The organism is Rothia sp. HMSC072B03 (assembly GCF_001809565.1).
Classification (GTDB): domain Bacteria; phylum Actinomycetota; class Actinomycetes; order Actinomycetales; family Micrococcaceae; genus Rothia; species Rothia mucilaginosa_A.
Genome location: NZ_KV797969.1, coordinates 721,881 through 738,887, shown reverse-complemented (window position 1 = coordinate 738,887; position 17,007 = coordinate 721,881). Strand labels below are relative to the sequence as shown.

13 protein-coding genes are annotated in these 17,007 nt (G+C 66.2%); 3 read left to right on the top strand and 10 right to left on the bottom strand.

Annotated features, from left to right (window positions below; genetic code table 11):
- Window positions 1–36: 36 nt before the first annotated feature.
- The 4 genes from lgt to HMPREF2630_RS06365 all read right to left on the bottom strand — a co-directional run bounded on the left by lgt (window position 37) and on the right by HMPREF2630_RS06365 (window position 6,952).
- Window positions 37–1,056: a prolipoprotein diacylglyceryl transferase gene (lgt, locus tag HMPREF2630_RS06380; protein ID WP_053090118.1), complete on the bottom strand. Its 1,020-nt coding sequence runs from the start codon at window positions 1,054–1,056 to the stop codon at window positions 37–39.
- Window positions 1,056–1,910: a tryptophan synthase subunit alpha gene (gene trpA / locus HMPREF2630_RS06375; RefSeq protein WP_049331386.1), complete on the bottom strand. Its 855-nt coding sequence runs from the start codon at window positions 1,908–1,910 to the stop codon at window positions 1,056–1,058. The genes lgt and trpA overlap by 1 nt, the downstream gene beginning before the upstream one ends.
- Window positions 1,910–3,244: a tryptophan synthase subunit beta gene (gene trpB / locus HMPREF2630_RS06370; RefSeq protein ID WP_049343827.1), complete on the bottom strand. Its 1,335-nt coding sequence runs from the start codon at window positions 3,242–3,244 to the stop codon at window positions 1,910–1,912. The genes trpA and trpB overlap by 1 nt, the downstream gene beginning before the upstream one ends.
- 276 nt (window positions 3,245–3,520) lie before the next feature.
- The gene (locus HMPREF2630_RS06365) at window positions 3,521–6,952 is read right to left on the bottom strand and encodes a chromosome segregation SMC family protein (protein ID WP_210389022.1); all 3,432 of its coding nucleotides are present in this window, start codon (window positions 6,950–6,952) and stop codon (window positions 3,521–3,523) included.
- 376 nt (window positions 6,953–7,328) lie between these two features.
- On the opposite strand from HMPREF2630_RS06365, the gene HMPREF2630_RS06360 reads away from it, so the two are divergent.
- From HMPREF2630_RS06360 to HMPREF2630_RS06350, 3 genes are all read left to right on the top strand, one after another.
- The gene (locus tag HMPREF2630_RS06360; protein WP_070483963.1) at window positions 7,329–8,384 is read left to right on the top strand and encodes a 3-oxoacyl-ACP synthase III; all 1,056 of its coding nucleotides are present in this window, start codon (window positions 7,329–7,331) and stop codon (window positions 8,382–8,384) included.
- 104 nt (window positions 8,385–8,488) lie between these two features.
- Entirely contained in the window at window positions 8,489–11,506 is a 3,018-nt protein-coding gene (locus HMPREF2630_RS06355; protein ID WP_070483961.1) for an alpha/beta fold hydrolase, read from the top strand.
- A gap of 32 nt (window positions 11,507–11,538) precedes the next feature.
- Window positions 11,539–12,774: an NAD-dependent epimerase/dehydratase family protein gene (locus tag HMPREF2630_RS06350; protein ID WP_070483959.1), complete on the top strand. Its 1,236-nt coding sequence runs from the start codon at window positions 11,539–11,541 to the stop codon at window positions 12,772–12,774.
- On the opposite strand, the gene HMPREF2630_RS06345 is transcribed toward HMPREF2630_RS06350, so the two are convergent.
- From HMPREF2630_RS06345 to HMPREF2630_RS06320, 6 genes are all read right to left on the bottom strand, one after another.
- A complete protein-coding gene (locus HMPREF2630_RS06345) occupies window positions 12,775–13,344 on the bottom strand; it encodes a hypothetical protein (RefSeq protein WP_070483956.1) in 570 nt (189 codons plus the stop codon).
- Between the two features lie 11 nt (window positions 13,345–13,355).
- Window positions 13,356–13,952 carry a Panacea domain-containing protein gene (locus tag HMPREF2630_RS06340; protein WP_070483954.1) on the bottom strand — a complete coding sequence of 199 codons (597 nt, stop codon included), beginning with the start codon at window positions 13,950–13,952 and terminating at the stop codon, window positions 13,356–13,358.
- A gap of 168 nt (window positions 13,953–14,120) precedes the next feature.
- Complete coding sequence (gene mutM, locus HMPREF2630_RS06335; RefSeq protein WP_070483952.1) at window positions 14,121–15,173, bottom strand: bifunctional DNA-formamidopyrimidine glycosylase/DNA-(apurinic or apyrimidinic site) lyase; 1,053 nt, start codon at window positions 15,171–15,173, stop codon at window positions 14,121–14,123.
- A 90-nt stretch (window positions 15,174–15,263) separates the two neighbouring features.
- The gene (gene rnc, locus HMPREF2630_RS06330; RefSeq protein WP_070483950.1) at window positions 15,264–15,953 is read right to left on the bottom strand and encodes a ribonuclease III; all 690 of its coding nucleotides are present in this window, start codon (window positions 15,951–15,953) and stop codon (window positions 15,264–15,266) included.
- A gap of 16 nt (window positions 15,954–15,969) precedes the next feature.
- Entirely contained in the window at window positions 15,970–16,173 is a 204-nt protein-coding gene (rpmF, locus tag HMPREF2630_RS06325; RefSeq protein ID WP_005505656.1) for a 50S ribosomal protein L32, read from the bottom strand.
- Window positions 16,174–16,203: 30 nt separating this feature from the next.
- Window positions 16,204–16,794, bottom strand: a complete 591-nt coding sequence (locus HMPREF2630_RS06320) for a YceD family protein (RefSeq protein ID WP_083298902.1) — start codon at window positions 16,792–16,794, stop codon at window positions 16,204–16,206.
- Window positions 16,795–17,007: the final 213 nt, after the last annotated feature.

Below are 17,007 nucleotides of genomic sequence, written 5' to 3'. Positions count from 1 at the left end.
GCGGTTTTCAGCATGAATTATCGGTTACCGAGAGCATCAGCTGGACGCGGTGTCCTCCGACTTCCCGGCCTTTTCGGCCTTTTCGGCGGCCTCCGACTTCCCCTCGGAATCGTCGGAGTCTTCGGCGCTCGCAGAGTCCTCGGCATCATCGGCCTTCTTCCCCGAACGCTTCGGAGCAACCTCCACGGGGCCGGGCTCAACACCCGCGGCGGCCTTCGCCGCCGCGCGACGACCGGCCACCACAAAGCCCGCGGCACCCAGTAGCACCAGCAGCAGGGCCGTCCACACGTGAATACGAACGCCCCAGAGCATCTCCGAAGTGTCGATGCGCAGGAACATCTCGATGAAGAGGCGACCCACACCGTAGTAGAACACGTACAGCCACAGGGTCTGACCCAGCTTCAGCACGCCCTTACGGCTCAGCCACAGCAACAGGGCCACGCCCAGCAGGTTCCACAGCGACTCGTACAGGAACGTCGGGTGGAACAGCGTGCCGGCCGGATACTGCGAGGGGAAATTACCGCTCGAGGTGCTAATCTCCAGGCCCCACGGCAGGGTCGTCGGCTTGCCGAACAGCTCCTGGTTGAACCAGTTGCCCCAGCGGCCAAAGGCCTGGGCCAGCAGGATGCCGGGGGCCACCGCATCCGCAAAAGCAGGGAAATTCATGCCGTAGCGGCGGCAACCGTACCAGGCGCCCAGCGCGCCCACCGACACGGCACCCATGATGCCGATGCCGCCCTCCCAAATCTTCAGAAAGGCCCACGGATCAGCGACATTCGGGCCGAAGTAGCTGCCCGGGTCGGTAATCAGCACGTGGTAGGCGCGGGCACCCACGATGCCGGCCGGGATGGCCCACATCGCCACGTCAAAGACGCGCTCAGGGGAACCACCCGCCGCCTTCCAACGGCGGGCGCCCAGCCACAAGCACACCGCCATACCGGTCAGAATGCACAGAGCGTAGAAATGCACACGAAACGGGCCCAGCTGCAGGTACGAGACGCTCGGGGAAGGAATCGACAGCGCCGGCAGGGCCACCGCCGAAAGCAGGACCGACATTAAGCCTCACGCCCCGCCAGCTCGCGGGTCAGGCGGGCTACCGCATCCACGCCGCCGGAGGCCAGGGCCTTCACCAGCGCGGTACCGACGATCACACCGTCCGCGTAGGCGCCAATCTCCTCCACGTGAGCGCGGGTCGAAACGCCCAGGCCCACACACGCGCGCTTGGCGCCGGCGGCCTTGATATCCGCCACCAGGGTGCGGGCCGCCTCCGACACGGAGGTGCGGGCACCGGTCACACCCATGACCGACACCGCGTACACGAAGCCGCTCGAGGCCTTCGCCACGGTTGCCAGACGCTCCGGCGAGGAGGACAGCGCGGCCAGGAAAATACGATCCAGACCGTACTCGTTCGACGCCTCAAACCATGCCGACGCCTCATCGGGCACCAGGTCGGGGGTAATCATGCCCGCACCACCGGCAGCCGCCAGGTCACGCGCAAAATTCTTCACGCCGTACGCCAGCACCGGGTTCCAGTAAGTCATCACCACGACCACCGCGTCGGTGGCCTCGGTAATGCGGCGGACCGCCTCAAAGAGCTGGGAAAGCTTGAAACCGTTCTCCAGGGCCTGGCCGGTCGCCTTCTGAATCACCGGACCGTCCATCACCGGGTCGGAGTAGGGAACGCCCAGCTCGATGATGTCGGCGCCGTTGTTGCCCAGGGCAATCGCCGCGTCAATGGACTCCTCCAGGGTGGGGAAACCCACCGGCAGGTAGCCAATCAGGGCCGCACGGCCCTCGGCCTCGCACTGCGCGAGACGAGCAGCCAGGGGCGAATCGGAGTTAGCGGGAGGGAAGGTACCGTCCACCACCTCGTAGGGGGCGGCGTGGGGAATGAAGTCCTGGTAGCTCATTACTTAGCCTCGCTCTCGATCTGGGTGTTCTTTTCAGCGGAGGCGGCGGCCTCCTTGTTACCGGTCATCAGGGTCGAGGACGGGATGGCCTTACCCAGGCCGAACCACTTCTGAGCGGTCTCCATGTCCTTATCGCCGCGGCCCGACAGGCACACAATCATGGTCTTCTCGCGGGCGGCCTCCGGGTCCTCGGCGGCCCAGCGCTGGCACACGCGCAGTGCGCCGGCCAGGGCGTGCGAAGACTCAATCGCCGGGATGATGCCCTCGGTGCGGCAGAGCAGGCTCAGCGCATCCATGGCCTCGGTGTCGGTCACCGGCTCGTAGGTCACGCGGCCAATATCGGAGAGGTACGAGTGCTCCGGGCCCACACCCGGGTAGTCCAGGCCAGCCGAAATCGAGTGGGACTCGATGGTCTGGCCGTCCTCGTCCTGCATCAGGTAGGTCATCGCGCCGTGCAGCATGCCCGGGCGGCCCAGGGTGATGGTCGCCGCGTGACGGCCGGTCTCCACGCCGTCGCCGCCGGCCTCAAAGCCGTAAATCTCGACCGAAGGGTCGTCCAGGAACGCGTGGAACAGGCCAATCGCGTTCGAACCGCCGCCCACGCAGGCGGCCAGGCCGTCGGGCAGGCGACCGGTTAGCTGCTGAATCTGCTCGCGCGCCTCCGTGCCGATGGCGTCGTGGAAGAAACGCACCATCGCCGGGAACGGGTGCGCACCGGCGGCGGTACCCAGCAGATAGTGGGTGTTCTCGACGTTCGCAACCCAATCGCGCAGCGCCTCGTTAATGGCGTCCTTCAGGGTGCGGGAGCCGTTCTGCACCGCAATCACCTTCGCGCCCAGCAACTGCATACGGGCAACGTTCAGGGCCTGGCGCTCGGTGTCTTCCTCACCCATGTACACCACGCACTCCATGCCGAACAGGGCTGCGGCGGTCGCGGTGGCCACGCCGTGCTGGCCGGCACCGGTCTCAGCAATCAGGCGGGTCTTACCCATGCGCTTGGCCAGCAGAGCCTGGCCCAGCACGTTGTTGATCTTGTGGCTACCGGTGTGGTTCAGGTCCTCGCGCTTGAGGAAGACGCGGGCACCGGCGTGCTCCGAGAACTTCGGAACCTCGGTCAGCAGCGACGGACGGTTCGAGTACTCGGCGGAGAGGCGCTTGAACTCGGCCAGGAACTCGGGATCGTTCTTCGCCTCGTTAAAGGTGGTTTCCAGCTCATCCATGGCGGCAATCAGCGACTCGGGCATCCACCGCCCGCCGTACTCACCAAAGTAGGGGCCGGGGGCGTTCTTCAACGACTTACCGTTGAGGAAAGCATCTGCCAGGTTTTCGCTCATCACTATTCCTTCCCTGGATGGTTGATGCCGGATGCGCGAATCTCGCGGGTCCGCGGGGGCGGGGGCGGCGCATCGGGCCTGAACGGGGCGAGCCCGGCTGGCATGTACGGGTTTTCCCGCGCCGTTTTAAGAAATGCGCGGAAAAAATCCGAAATGCTTAAAGAAAGCGTGCCGGCGGGTGTTCACCCATAATTTTCAATAGTACCCCGGGCGCGCCTGCCCGAATGTCGCCGAGGGGCGTGATAAAGCCCCAAGCGGGTCCATTCCGAAGGAAACCTAGAGCAATTCGCGCAGCTCTTCCATATCCTGAGACAGCACGGCGGAGACACCCTCGCGCATCGACACCCCGTACAGGGTCTGCGCCATCTGCATCGTGCGCTTCTGGTGCGTCACCACAATCAGCTGGGAGCGCTCCCCCAGCTCGCCCAGCACCTGCAGCAGGCGCGAGAGGTTGCGGTCGTCCAGGGCGGCCTCCACCTCGTCAAGGGCGTAGAAGGGCGAGGGGCGCGACATGTAAATCGCAATCAGCAGGGCCAGCGAGGCCAGCGAGCGCTCGCCGCCCGAAAGCAGGGAGAGTCGCTTGACCTTCTTGCCGGCCGGGCGAGCGTGAATCTCCACGCCGGCGTTCAGCGGGTCGGCGGGGTCGTCGAGCTCCAGGTGGCCCTCGCCGCCGGGGAAGAGCGTCGCGAAGATGCGGCGGTAGTGGGTGTTAATATCCTCCAGCGCGGCGGTGAAGACCTCAGCGATGTGGGAGCTCACCTCGTCCATGACCGTGTTGAGGTCGCGGCGAGTCGCCTTCAGGTCGTCAATCTGCTGGTTCAGGTAGGCATGGCGCTCAGAGAGGGCCTCGTACTCCTCCAGGGCCAGCGGGTTGATGGCGCCCAGGGCGGTGAGCTCGGCGCGGGTCGCCTCCAGGCGGGCGCGCACAACGGCGGTGGGGATCTCGCGTTCGGAGGGCTCGTCCTCGGGGTTTTCCGCGCCGTCGGCATTTTCTACATTCTTTGCGGCGCTTTCGGTATTTTCGGGCGCTTCCTTTTCTGCGGTATTTTCGGGCGCCCCCGCGAAGCTTTCGATATTTTCGGAGATGTCCACGGGCAGCTGCTCGGAGTAGTCCTCCCCCAGCTGTTCCAGGCTCACGCCCGTCTGCAGGCGCACCCGCTCGGCCAGGGCCTGCAGGCGCTCCTGCACGCGGGCCGCCTCGGTCTGGGTGCGGGCCAGCAGGGTCAGGGCCGCGGCGTGGCTCGACTGCAGGTCGCGCACCTCCTCATCGGCGGCGAGGGCGCTCTCGCGGGTCTTCTCCAGCTCGGCGCTCAGCTCGCGCAGCTGCCCCTCGCGCTCGGTCACCTCGGCGGAGAGCACCTCGAGCAGTCGGCGGGCACGGCGCTCCACCGTGGCGGCGGGGGCCTGCTCCCCCGTGCCGGCCAGATACTCGTCCTCGCGGGTGCGGGCGGCGCGGTAGGCGGACTCCGCCTCGCTCATGGCACGCTCGGCGGCGGCCAGGCGCTCGACGTGGCGGGCGCGCTCGTTCTGAACGTTCAGCGCGGAGTCCTTCAGAGACTCGGCCTCAGCGCGGGCTCGGGCGTGGTCGGCGGCGGCCACGCCGGCTGCCTTGGCGGCCTCTCGCTCGTCCTCGACCGCGGATTCCGATGCGGTGCGGGCGCGGGCCACGGCGGCCTCGGCATCGTCCAGGGAGGCACGGGTGAGGGCCACTGCGCGCTCGGCCTCCCGGTGGGCCGCGGCCAGCTCCAGGGCGCTCACGCCCTCGGCCGGGTAGAGCAGGCTGTAGCGGGTGTACTCGACTCCGCGCGCGTCAAAGACGCGCCAGAAAACGTCCCGACCAGCGGTTTCTCCCTCGGGGGTCGAGGTGTCACTCTCGGAGCTTTCGAGGTTTTCGGAGTCGTTGGAGTCTTCGGGGGTTTCGGGGTACTCGGCGGTCAGCAGGCGCAGGGCGGCCTCGGCCGCCTTGGGGCTCGGGGCGAAGAGGGTCCCGGCCAGGCGCTCACGCAGGGCGGCAACCACAACCCGCAGGGTCTCGCCGTCAATGCCACTCAGCGCGGCGGCCTCCTCGTTCAGGGGCTCGACGATCTCGAGGGCCGCGCGCACGCCCAGCTCGGCCAGGCGCTCCGCGTGAGGCTCGGGAAGCGAAGCGGCGGGGACTCGCTCGTGCGAGGGGGCCTCCCCGCGCAGGTGGGAACGGCCGGGGGCAGCGGAGGACTCGGTGAGCGCGGCCGTGGCCAGGGCGCTCAGGGCGCAGGCCGCCGCGCGAGCGTACTCGGGGTCAATCTGCACGGCGTTGAGCACGCGCAGGGCACCCGCGGCGGGCGCCCCGGAGTCGGCCGGTTCGGCGCGCTCCAGTAGCTCGCCGGTTTCGGGATCGAACTCGTCCTCGCCCGGAGCGACAACATTCGACGCGGCATCCCCGGCAGGATCCTCCCCCAGGCTTTGCCCCAGCGCCTCACGCAGGGTCGCGGCACGCTCGGAGGCCGCCGCGTAGGCGCGGGTCGCCTCCACGGCCTCGGCGCGGGCCGCATCCAGCTGTTCCTGTGCGCGGGCCCGGCGGTGCGCTGCCTCCCCGGTGCTCCGCTCGCAACGCTCCACGGCCTCGGCGGCATGCTCCACCCGGGCGAGGGCCTTCGCGTAGCGCTCCTCAAAGCCGGCGTACTGCTCGGTGGCGCGCTCGGACTCCTCGCGGCGCTCCTCCAGCGCCTCCAGGGCGCGCTCGTACCCGGCGCGGGCGGCGGCGGTCGCCTCCGTCAGCTCCACGCGGTAGGTGCGCACGCGCTCGGCCGCGATGGACTGCACCGAGCGGGTGCGCGCCGCAGACTCGCGCAGGGAAGACACCGCGGCCTGGGCCGCCGTCACCTCTGCGGTGAGCCGAAGCTGCCCCTCGCGGTGTGCCTCGGCCGCCTCGCGGGCCGCCTGCAGTCGTTCGCTCAGGCCCTCGGCGCGGCGGGTGCCCTGCGCCTCGGCGGTGGCGGCCTGTTCCTGTTCGGAGCGCAGAACACCCAGCTGACGGGCCAAAAGCACCGACTCCAGCTGGCGGATGCGCCCCTGCAGCTGCCGCGCGGTCGCGGCGGACTCGGCCTGGTCGCTCAGCGGCTGAAGCTGCGAGTCCAGCTCGCTCGCCAGGTCGCTCAGGCGCGTCAGGTTAGAGGCCACCGACTCCAGTTTGCGGCTGGTCTTCTCCTGGCGGCGGCGGTACTTCACCACTCCGGCCGCCTGCTCAATCATGTCGCGGCGTTGCTGCGAGGTTGCGTGCAGGACCGCATCCAGCTGGCCCTGGCCCACGAGCACGTGCATGTCCTGACCCAGGCCGGCCTCCGACAGCAGGTCCTGGATATCGCTCAGGCGCGCCGGGGAACCGTTAATCTCGTACTCGCTGCCGCCCGAACGGAACATGGTGCGCGAAATCTGCACCCGATCAGCGGGAATACTGAGGGTGCCGTCCGAATTATCGAAGGTCAGCGTCACCTTGGCACGGCCCAGGGGCGCGCGCTGCACGCCGTCGCCCGAGCCGGCAAAGATGACGTCCTTCATGCTGCCGCCGCGCAGGCTCTTGGCGCCCTGCTCGCCCATGACCCAGGCGAGCGCATCCAGCACGTTGGATTTGCCGGAGCCGTTCGGACCCACCACGGCGTTAATGCCGGGGGCGAACTCGAAGGTCGTGGCCGAGGCGAAAGACTTGAACCCGCGCAGGGTCAGCGACATCAGGTGCACAAGGGGCCTTTCTGCAGAGGAAGGTGCCGGAATCGGAGCGCCGCCGCGGCGAAGCCCATCGGCTCGAACCTGCAGCTCGAACCCGCAGGTCGGGCCTTTCGGGTGTGTGGGCGGCATCCCTCTAGTGTACGCGGTGCGGCGGGCGGGCGGCGTGAACGTGCACGGGGTGAAAAGGGTTCAAAGTTCCTCATTGTGCATCATCTTACGCGCGGGGTGAACGGGCGCGTTCATATTGGGTCTACGGATACGGGTTCGCCCGGTCGGTGCGGTAGATTGGAATGAGCATCACGAATTCTGCGGGGCCGCTGTTCGCATCCCCGCGTTTTTCTATGTATCCCACTGACTTCTATTTTCAAGGGCCACACCATTGTTGAATGCATCCGCCGATAAGGTCGGCACGAACTCTGACATTCGCCACGCTAATGCAGCTCTGCTGTCTATTACCCATGAGCTGCCTCCGGAGGTCGTCACGAGCGATTACTTCGATGAGCAGCTGGCCGGTACCTACAAGCGCCTGAAGATGCCCAAGGGCCTGCTCGAGCGCCTTGCCGGCATTAGCACCCGCCGCGGCTGGGCCGAGGGCCAGACCTTCGAGGACGGCGTGGTCGCCGCCGCAGAGAAGGCTATCGAACAGGCGGGTATTGACCGCTCCCAGATTGGCCTGCTGATTAACGCCTCGGTCACGCGTGATAACTTCGAGCCCGCCGTATCGGTGGGTGTGCACGACCGCCTGGACCTGCCGCGTCACGCCCTAAACTTCGATATTACGAACGCATGCCTGGGCTTCGTGAACGCGATGACCGTCGCCTCCACCATGATTGATGCGGGCGCTATCGACTACGCCCTGATTGTCGCTGGTGAGGACCCCTCCCCGTGGCACCGTACCGCGGTGCGCATCCTGAACAACCCCGATTCGACCCGCGAGGATGTGCTGGCCCAGTTCGCGACCCTGACCCTCGGTTCGGGTGCGGCGGCGGCCGTGATTGGTCGCGCTGACCGCCACCCGGAGGGCCACCGCATCATCGGTTCGGTGTCCCGCGCGGGCACCGAGCACCGCAACCTGTGCATCGGCGGCGAGGCCGATCAGGGCATGAACACCGACGCCGAGGGGCTGCTCAGGCACGGCCTGGAGCTCGTGGCGCAGGCCTGGGAGCAGGCGCACGAGGACGGCTGGGAGTGGAACGACATGACCTCCTACGTGACCCACCAGATTTCGAACGCCCACACGAACGCCATTATCGAGGCGGTCGGCATCGAGCGCGACCGTATCCCCCTGACCTTCCCGAAGTGGGGCAACGTGGCCGCCGCGGCGCTGCCGATGACCCTGGCCGAGTGCGCCCCCACCTATAGGGAGGGCGACCGTATTCTGTGCATGGGCGTGGGTTCGGGCCTGAACACCGCCCTGCTCGAGATTCAGTGGTAGCGACTCACCCCCGCGGGCGCTTCGGCCCGTTCGCCGCCCCCAACCCGGCATCCCCTCACCGATTCCGCTAACCGCCGAAGCCCTCGGCCGGAAGGACCCCCAGTATGCGTCACCTGAACTTCCCCAAGACCCAGCCTCCCTACAACCCGGAGGAGTGGGCGGGCGTGGACCCGCGCTACTCCCACCGGCTGGAGGTGCCCACCACCGCCCCCATTGAGCGGCGGGCAAAGCAGGCGGACGCGCGCCGCTGGCACTACCTGGACAACCTACCGGTGCTCGCCGAACGCGGCCTGGAGCCCATCGGCACGATTCTGTGCGTGCACGGCAACCCGACCTGGTCATACCTGTGGCGCACCGTGCTGGATGCGGGCGTGAACGAGCGCACCCCGTGGCGCGTGGTGGCGGTCGACCAGATTGACATGGGCTTCTCGGAGCGCACCCACCTGGACCTGGAGGGCGAGCGCCGCAGCCTGGAGGACCGCATCGCCGACCTGGGCGACTTTACGAAGGCCCTCGGCCTGGATCAGACCGATCAGCCGGTCGTGACCCTCGCCCACGACTGGGGCGGCCTCATTTCCTTTGGCTGGGCCCTGGAGCACCGCGACCTTCTCTCGGGCGTGCTGCTGACCAACACCGCGGTGTACCACGACGGCATTGAGAACATTCCCGCCGCACTGCGCCTGGCGTTGGGCGTGCACGAGCTGGGCACCCGTGATTCCACCGCGTTTATTGATGTGACCCTGGGCCTGGCCCAGAACGAGGGTCGCCTGCCCGAGCCCGGAACCCCCGGCGCCGGCCCCGCGGGCGGTCCCCTGCCGCAGCCGATGGGTAAGCAGCCCAAGCGCCTGTACCCGAGCCCGCTGAACGAGGCGATTTACCGCACCTACCGCGCCCCCTACGCCCACCCGGCCTGGCGCGAGGGCGTGCGCAACTTCGTGGGCGATATTCCGACCGGCACCGACGTGCCCTCGTACGCGCCCATGCAGCGCATTGCCGAGCAGATTCGTGACCTGGACGTGCCCGCGTTCTTCCAGTGGGGCACGAAGGATCCGGTGTTCCAGCGCCGCTACCTCTTCGACCTGATGGAGCGCATGCCGCAGGCGAAGGTGCACCGCTACGAGAAGGCCTCGCACCTGGTGGCCGAGGATTACGATATCGCCGCGCCGATCATGTCCTGGCTCGCGCAAACCTTCGGAACCCGCGGTGAGGACGGTTCCCTGGTTCCGGCCCGCAACGCTGAGGCCGAGCACCGCGCCGCCCGCGCGCACCGCCACGGCCTGGACGCCGAAATCTCGGCGGGAGCCGCCGGCGAGGGTACCGCTGCTGAGGGCGCTGTTCCCGAGGCGTTCCGCCCCATGCTCGCGGCCCTCACCGAGCGCGCCGATGACACCTCCGTGGCCGTGGTGGACATGGACCCCAAGGGCGATGGCACCACCGTGAGCGTGACCCTCACCTGGGCCGGGCTGAACCGCCAGGTCAACGCCGCCGCGGCCCGCCTTCACGCCCTGGGCGTGCGCCCGGGCGACCGCGTGAACCTCATGGTGCCGCCCGGTGCACGCCTGACCACCCTGATCTACGCCTGCCTGAAGCTCGGCGCGGTCATCGTCGTGGCCGATACCGGCCTGGGCCTGGCGGGCCTGACCCGCGCGCTGAAGGGCGCCAACCCGAGCTTCCTGATCGGTATTCCCGCCGCGTTGACCGCCGCCCGCACCCTGCTCTGGCCGGGCAAGCGCATCTCGGCGGAGCCGCTGGGTGCCGCGCAGGAGAAGCTGCTGGGCGTTGCCGGTTCCGTGTTCGCCGCCTCCGCCGAGGGACGACTCGGCGAGCCCATCCCCACCCCGACCGTGGTGGAGTTCCCCTCCCCCGTGCCGGATGCTGACGCGGCGGTGCTGTACACCTCCGGTTCGACCGGCCCGGCCAAGGGCGTGGTGTACACGCAGCGGCAGCTGGCGGGTATGCGCGACGCCATCGCGAACACCTACGGCTTCGCGCCCGGTAGCGGCCTGGTGGCCGGCTTCGCGCCCTTTGCCCTGCTGGGCCCGGCGCTGGGCGCTACCAGCGTGACCCCGACGATGGATGTGACCCGCCCGAAGACCCTGACGGCCTCTGCCCTGGCCTCGGCCGCGGCGGCCATCGACGCTTCGGTCGTGTTCGCCTCCCCCGCCGCCCTGGTGAACGTGGTGGCGACCGCCGACGAGCTGAACGCTGAGCAGCGCGCGGCCCTGGCTAAGGTTCAGACGGTGCTGAGTGCTGGCGCCCCGATCCCCGTGCCCCTGCTGGAGGCGCTGTCCGCCCTGGTGCCGAACGCCTCCCTGCACACCCCGTACGGCATGACCGAGGGCCTGCCGGTGACCGATGTGTCCTTCGAAATGATTCGCCAGGCGATTGCCGAGGGCACCCCGAACGCCGCCGGTGAGGTGCTCGACCCGTTCGCCCGCGACGGCGTGTGCGTGGGCTTCGCGGTGTACGGTGCGGCGGTGGCTATTGCACCGCTGCTGCAGGACGGTTCGGTCGATTCGCAAATGACCCACGAGCCCGGTGTGACCGGCGAGATTCTGGTCTCGGCACCGCACGTGAAGGACCGCTACGACACTCTGTGGGTCACCGAGGAGCAGTCCATTAGCACCCCTGGTTGGCATCACACCGGTGATGTCGGTCACCTGGACGCTTCGGGTCGCCTGTGGGTTGAGGGCCGCCTCGCCCACGTGCTGCTGACCTCCCAGGGCGTGCTGACCCCGGTGGCCGCCGAGCAGTCCGCCGAGTCGCTGCCGGAGGTGCGCCGCGCCGCCCTGGTCGCTGTGGGTCCTGCAGGTACTGCCGCCCCGGTGCTGGTCATTGAGGCGTCCGCGAATACTGCCGTACTGGAGGCGCGCCAGTCGGCCTCCGCGTTCAAGCGCGCCCTGCTCGACCGCGTGCCCGGCGTGGGCCGCTTCCCCATCGCGGAGGGCGTGGCACCCTTCGAGCTCTCCCAGCTGGTGCGCCGAAAGGTCGCCGAGGATACCGGTGTGGAGGTGGCCGCTGTGCTGGTGGTGCACGAGCATCCGACCGATATTCGCCACAATTCGAAGATTGACCGCCCCGCCCTGGGCGAGTGGGCGGCAAAGGTCCTCGCCGGGGCGTAAATCCGCCGGGTCTTTACTTTCTAAGGAGCATGATGTCCCCTCATTCTTCGCGCGGGTCCTCTTCTCGCGAGGCTGCGTCCCGCCTGTCGACCGCGCACACGGCGGCCTCCCCCACGGCTCGTTTCCGTAAGCCGGCGCGCCCCCTGGCCGCCCGCTACAGCGACCCCGCGCCGCGTTCCCTGCGCGCCGTCGAGGAGTCGGACTTCGCGCCGCGTATTGGCGAGCGCATCCTCTTCACAGGCGCGTCGGGCCTGCTGGGTCGTGAGAGCGTGCTGGAGCTGCTGCGCGTCGGTTACGATGTGCGCGTTCTGCAGCGCGGCGACTCGGGCATCGCGGCCCTGCTACCCGATTCGATTCGCCCCCGCTTTGAGCAGGTGCGCGGCGACATCACGAACGAAAAGGTCGTCGACGAGGCCATGACCGGCGTGGACGGCGTGGTGCACGCGGCCGCGAAGGTTTCGGTCAGCGGCGAGTGGGCCGACTACGAGCGCATTAATATTGGCGGAACCCGCGTCATGCTACAGGCCGCCGTGAACCACTCGGTGCGCACCTTCCTGTACATTTCTTCGCCCTCGGTGGCGCACGCGGGATCTTCCATCGTGGGTGACGGCGCCGGCGTGGCGTCCCCGGAGCACGCGCGCGGCAACTACGCCCGTTCCAAGGCGGCCGCCGAGCTGCTGGTTCTGGAGGCGAACGGCACGCCCCTGCCCTCGGGCGGGGTCATGCACACCGGCGCGCTGCGCCCGCACCTGATGTGGGGTCCGGGCGATACCCAGCTGGTGGAGCGTATTCTGGAGCGTTCCGCCGCCGGGCGCCTGCCGCTGCTTTCGGGCGGTACGGGCCTAATTGACACGCTCTACATTGATAACGCCGCGGATGCGTTGGTGCGCGGCTATCAGCGCCTCGACGCCTTTGCGGGCCGGGCGCTGGTGGTCACGAACGGTCAGCCGCGCACTATCGCTGAGCTACTCGGTGGTTTCTGTGAGGCGGTGGGCGTTCCCGCCCCGCGCTTCTCGGTGCCGGCGAAGGTTGCGGCCCTGGCCGGGCGCGTAATCGAGCGCGTGTGGGAGCGTCTGCCGAAGAACGTGACGGCCGGCGATGAGCCGCCCATGACGGAGTTCCTCGCCGAGCAGCTCTCGACGGCACACTGGTTCGATCAGCGCCGCACCCGCGAGCTGCTACAGTGGGAGCCCGCCGTGTCGATTGAGGAGGGCTACGAGCGCCTGGGCTTGTTCTACGGGGACCGCTACTCCCGCGGCCAGTATTAGTTAACTCGGGTAGTTTTCTTTACTACCTTCTTCAACCCTGCAAAGTAGGTCCAGCACCGCTTCGGTGCTTATCACCATGAGTTTCGGGTATCCGTCTCCATCACTTACCGTGCTGAATCCATAGCGCTCGTCGTAGTACTTTTCGAGTTCCTTATTCCGCACGTGTAAGCAAAGGAAGCGGCTTCCAGAGATAGCAACCACATCACGATATTTACGGAAGACCTCCAGCATGAGCAATTCCCCCATGCCTTTACCTTGACCCTCAGTACGTAGGGCGAATTTTCCTAAAAGGTGTGCGGGATGGGTCTGGCTCGGCTCAATGCCAGAGCGCAAACGCTTCGTGAGGGACCCACCTGTAATCTGGTAACCACTTAGCGTAAAGTATCCAATCACGTCCTCCGGATCATCTGCGTCCCCCATGATCCATACGACGCTCCGGTGGAGTTTCTGGTACTCCCGAGCTTTGGTTTGCAACCAGTCGCCTAATTCCGTGCCTTCTCCCGAGCTCGTGGTAGTCTCAAAAAATTCCAGATAGTGTTCCTCGTCAAGCTTTCTAACGGAGTAGTTCATGACGCTCGTCGTTAGTTAACTCGCGCCATGAGACGCTCAAAGAAGGGGGCGTGAGCGACGACAGGAACGGCTTCTAGATGTTCCCATTCACTCTCAGTAAGACGCTCAACGAGGGGATCAGGTAGCTGGGCACGCAGGGCTTCAGGAATATCGCGCTTCAAGGCAAAGTAATCAATAATATCCGTCGCTTCCAGAGGAGCACGTCGGGAGCCTTCACGTCGTGAATCCCAAGCGTCCCGCCAAACCTGCTCCTCATGGGTCATATCGACCAGTTGCCAACGCGAAAATTTACCGTAGTACCCCCAGACGGCCTCAATAATCTGGATGTAGTAGGGATCTTCAGGCTGAGGCTCGTCCTCCAAAAGTTCCCGACCCATCTCTAAAACATCACGGTCAACATCGAGCCGACGAGCGTGAGCGGTCAGCAACTCACCTACCACGGGCCCCTTGGGCATTGCGTAGAAAGACTGCTCGAAAAGCCGTGAACCGGTCAGGTGAGCGTACCACCCGTAGGTGTAGAAGACCAGCTTCTGCAGGGTGAGCGTCGGCAGGCTCTCCTGTCCGGAGACCTTTAGAATGTCGAGTGAGACATCAAAAACAGAGCGCATGGTTTTCACATCCTTTCGGCGCTGAAGTTCAAAAATATTAGATAATCTGGGCGGTATGCTCTGCCAGCCGTCCGTTTATATTTAGCGTACACCAATTAATATTTTGGTGTATATGTACTCGTCATTTCCATGTCGTCCGTCTTAGAAAGGACTATCGGACGTGCAGGGTTAGCGAGAACGCGGCGCCCGCTGGCAGTGCGGGCAACGGTAGGATGAGCGGTTCTGGAACGGCTCTCGCACGATCAGGGAGGTGCGGCCCGCCTCCGCGCAACGGTGGCAGGGCTCCCCCGCCCGCCCGTAGGCGTTCAGCGAGCGCTCGAAGTACCCCGACTCCCCGAGCACGTTCACGTACAGGGCATCGAAGCTTGTGCCGCCCGCCGCCAGGGACTCGCGGAGCACCTGGGTGACCGCCTCCAGCAGGTCGCGGGTCTGCGCGGCGCTGAGGGCGCGTGCGGGCTTCGCGTAGTGCAGCCGCGCACGCCACAGCGCCTCGTCGGCGTAGATATTGCCCACCCCGGAGATTACCGACTGGTCCAGCAGCACCTTCTTGATGCCGCTGGAGGTGCGCAAAAACTTGCGGCGCACCGCCACGGGGTCGAAGAACTCATCCAGCGGGTCGCGGGCAATGTGCTTGACTGCCTCGGGGACCAGAAAACGCTCCGGTACTTCGCTCTGCCCCATTTCATCGGGCGCTACTTCATTCGTTGCAACCGCCGCGGGGACATCCGGCACGAGCGGGCTGAGGAACATGCCGCCGAAGATGCGCTGGTCCACGAAGAGCAAGCGCTGCCCGGTGCGTCCCTCCCCCTCGGAGGTTTCTTCGGGCCTGGCTTCCGCGGGCCCCAGTTCCAGTGCCACGCGCAGGTGCCGCGGCTGCTCATCAAAGGCCGCGCGAGCCTCCGAATCATTACCCGAGTCGCTACCGGAACCATCGCCCGGCTCATCGCGCACGAGCAGCTGACCGCTCATGCCCAGATGCACCACGAGCGCCTCATCGGCGAGCGCACCGTCCGGCTCGCTCAGGGTCAGCCACAGGTACTTGCCGCGGCGGTAGGCGCCGCGCAACGTCCTGCCGGTGAGCGCCGCCTCGAAGTGGGCGGGACCGGGCAGGTGTCTACGTAGCGAACGTGCATCCAGCACGCGCACCGCCTGCACGGGGCGGCCCAGCGAATGGTCGGCTAGACCTGCGCGAACGGTTTCTACCTCGGGCAGTTCGGGCATGGTTCCCTCCAATCAGCACAGGCTCAACAGGGGCAGGCTCAGCTGAGATAACTCAACGAGAAGCCTAGACAGGGTACTTAGACGAGCACCCTACACCAGAACCCGGTAGGCCTGCTCGGCGGCCAGGCGTTCCGCTTCCTTCTTGCTCGGGCCCACGCCGGTGCCCGTCTTCTGGTTCGCCACGATTGCGACCGCGGTGTACACGCGCGCGTGGTCGGGACCCTCACCGGTGACTTCATAGCTGACGTCCCCCCAGCCGCGGGCGGTGGCGAGGTTCAGCAGGTCGGTCTTCCAATCGCGGCCGGAGTTCAGCACCTTCTCGTCGTCGAGCAGCGGCGCGATTAGCCGCAGAACCAGCTCGCGGGCTGCCTCGCGACCGCACTGCAGGTAGGTCAGGCCAAAAATCGCTTCCATGGTGTCGGCAAGAATCGAGTCCTTATCGGCGCCGCCGGTGTGAATCTCACCCTTGCCGAGCCGAATGTACCGGCCCAGGTCCAGGTCGCGCGCTACCTTCGCCAGCGCCACGGTGGACACCACCACGTGGTGCAGCTTCACGAGTTCACCCTCGGGTAGCTCGGGGTAGCGGCGGTACACCTCCTCGGCGATGGCCAGGGAGAGCACGGAGTCGCCCAGGAACTCCAGGCGTTCGTTGTGCTCCACCCCGGGGTTCTCGAAGGCGTAGGAGCGGTGGGTTAGGGATAGCAAAAACGTCTCGGCGTCGATATCGACTCCGAGACGTTTACGCAACTCCCTAGTATCAACACTAGGAAATTCAGTCATAAGGATTCACCGCTTCTTAGGCGTCTGCAACCTTACGGCCCTTGTACTCCAGGAACAGGGCGTTGCCTGCAGCGTCGGTTACAACCTTTGCCTGGTGGGGCAGGCTGTAGGTCACGCGACCGTTCTCAACGGTCTTAACCAGCTGGGGCACGGATGCCTTCCACTGGGAACGGCGTGCGCGGGTGTTAGCGCGGGACATCTTGCGCTTGGGAACAGCCACAGCTATCTCACAATCTCTAGTAACAACAATTTAGTTTTCGGTATCTGCGCCGAGCAGGCCCTGCAGGGCCGACCAGCGCGGATCCAACACCTCGTGATGATGCCCGGGGTCATCCTCCAGGCGCGCACCGCAATCGGCGCACAGACCCTGGCAGGTGTCCCTACAAACAGGCTGGAACGGCAGTTGAAGGATTACTGCGTCCCGCAGAGCCGGTTCAAGGTCGATCGAATCATCCTCAACGGCGTACTGCTCATCTACTTCATCTTCGGGGCCGCCAGCCGGGGCCTTCTCAAAGACGAAAAGCTCTTGAATATTGGCCGACATCTCGTAATCAATCGGATCCAAGCAGAGGCTACACTCGCCGTGTACATCCACGACAACGGAGCCGGTAACTAGGATACCATCAACAACAGACTCCATACGAATATCGAGGTCAATATCCGAACCCTCTTCCACGCCGATGAGCGTGTTACCCAGGTCTGCCGGTGCGGGCACGACCTCGGTGAGGGTTTCCATGGTGCCGGGGCGGTGAATCAGGTTAGTAACCGATACCACCAGCGGCGATGCGTCTGCACGTGAAATGGCGTTTCTCCTTACGAAATGTATAAACCAAAGTCCCATTTTAGGGGTGGTTCGCGCGGTTAATCAAGATTAAGGCTCTTTTAAATCCAATTAAGTGGCGCTCACCTCTTAAATATCTCCTCAAGGAGGCGCCGCGCGGCGCTTAACCGGCCGGCCGGGGACGTTGCAGAGGCGGTTAAGCGCCCGGTCGGCGGTGCGGGAGCCGTACCGATGGGCATGTCGGCGGGCGTGTCGGGCGGGTGCGCCCGCCGG

Excerpts from the sequence above, each read along its gene's own strand:
- lgt (WP_053090118.1), bottom strand. The coding sequence starts at position 1,056 with ATGTCGGTCCTGCTTTCGGCGGTGGCCCTGCCGGCGCTGTCGATTCCT.
- trpA (WP_049331386.1), bottom strand. The coding sequence starts at position 1,910 with ATGAGCTACCAGGACTTCATTCCCCACGCCGCCCCCTACGAGGTGGTG.
- trpB (WP_049343827.1), bottom strand. The coding sequence starts at position 3,244 with ATGAGCGAAAACCTGGCAGATGCTTTCCTCAACGGTAAGTCGTTGAAG.
- HMPREF2630_RS06365 (WP_210389022.1), bottom strand. The coding sequence starts at position 6,952 with ATGTCGCTGACCCTGCGCGGGTTCAAGTCTTTCGCCTCGGCCACGACC.
- HMPREF2630_RS06355 (WP_070483961.1), top strand. The coding sequence starts at position 8,489 with ATGCGTCACCTGAACTTCCCCAAGACCCAGCCTCCCTACAACCCGGAG.
- HMPREF2630_RS06350 (WP_070483959.1), top strand. The coding sequence starts at position 11,539 with ATGTCCCCTCATTCTTCGCGCGGGTCCTCTTCTCGCGAGGCTGCGTCC.
- HMPREF2630_RS06345 (WP_070483956.1), bottom strand. The coding sequence starts at position 13,344 with ATGAACTACTCCGTTAGAAAGCTTGACGAGGAACACTATCTGGAATTT.
- HMPREF2630_RS06340 (WP_070483954.1), bottom strand. The coding sequence starts at position 13,952 with ATGCGCTCTGTTTTTGATGTCTCACTCGACATTCTAAAGGTCTCCGGA.
- mutM (WP_070483952.1), bottom strand. The coding sequence starts at position 15,173 with ATGCCCGAACTGCCCGAGGTAGAAACCGTTCGCGCAGGTCTAGCCGAC.
- rnc (WP_070483950.1), bottom strand. The coding sequence starts at position 15,953 with ATGACTGAATTTCCTAGTGTTGATACTAGGGAGTTGCGTAAACGTCTC.
- HMPREF2630_RS06320 (WP_083298902.1), bottom strand. The coding sequence starts at position 16,794 with ATGGGACTTTGGTTTATACATTTCGTAAGGAGAAACGCCATTTCACGT.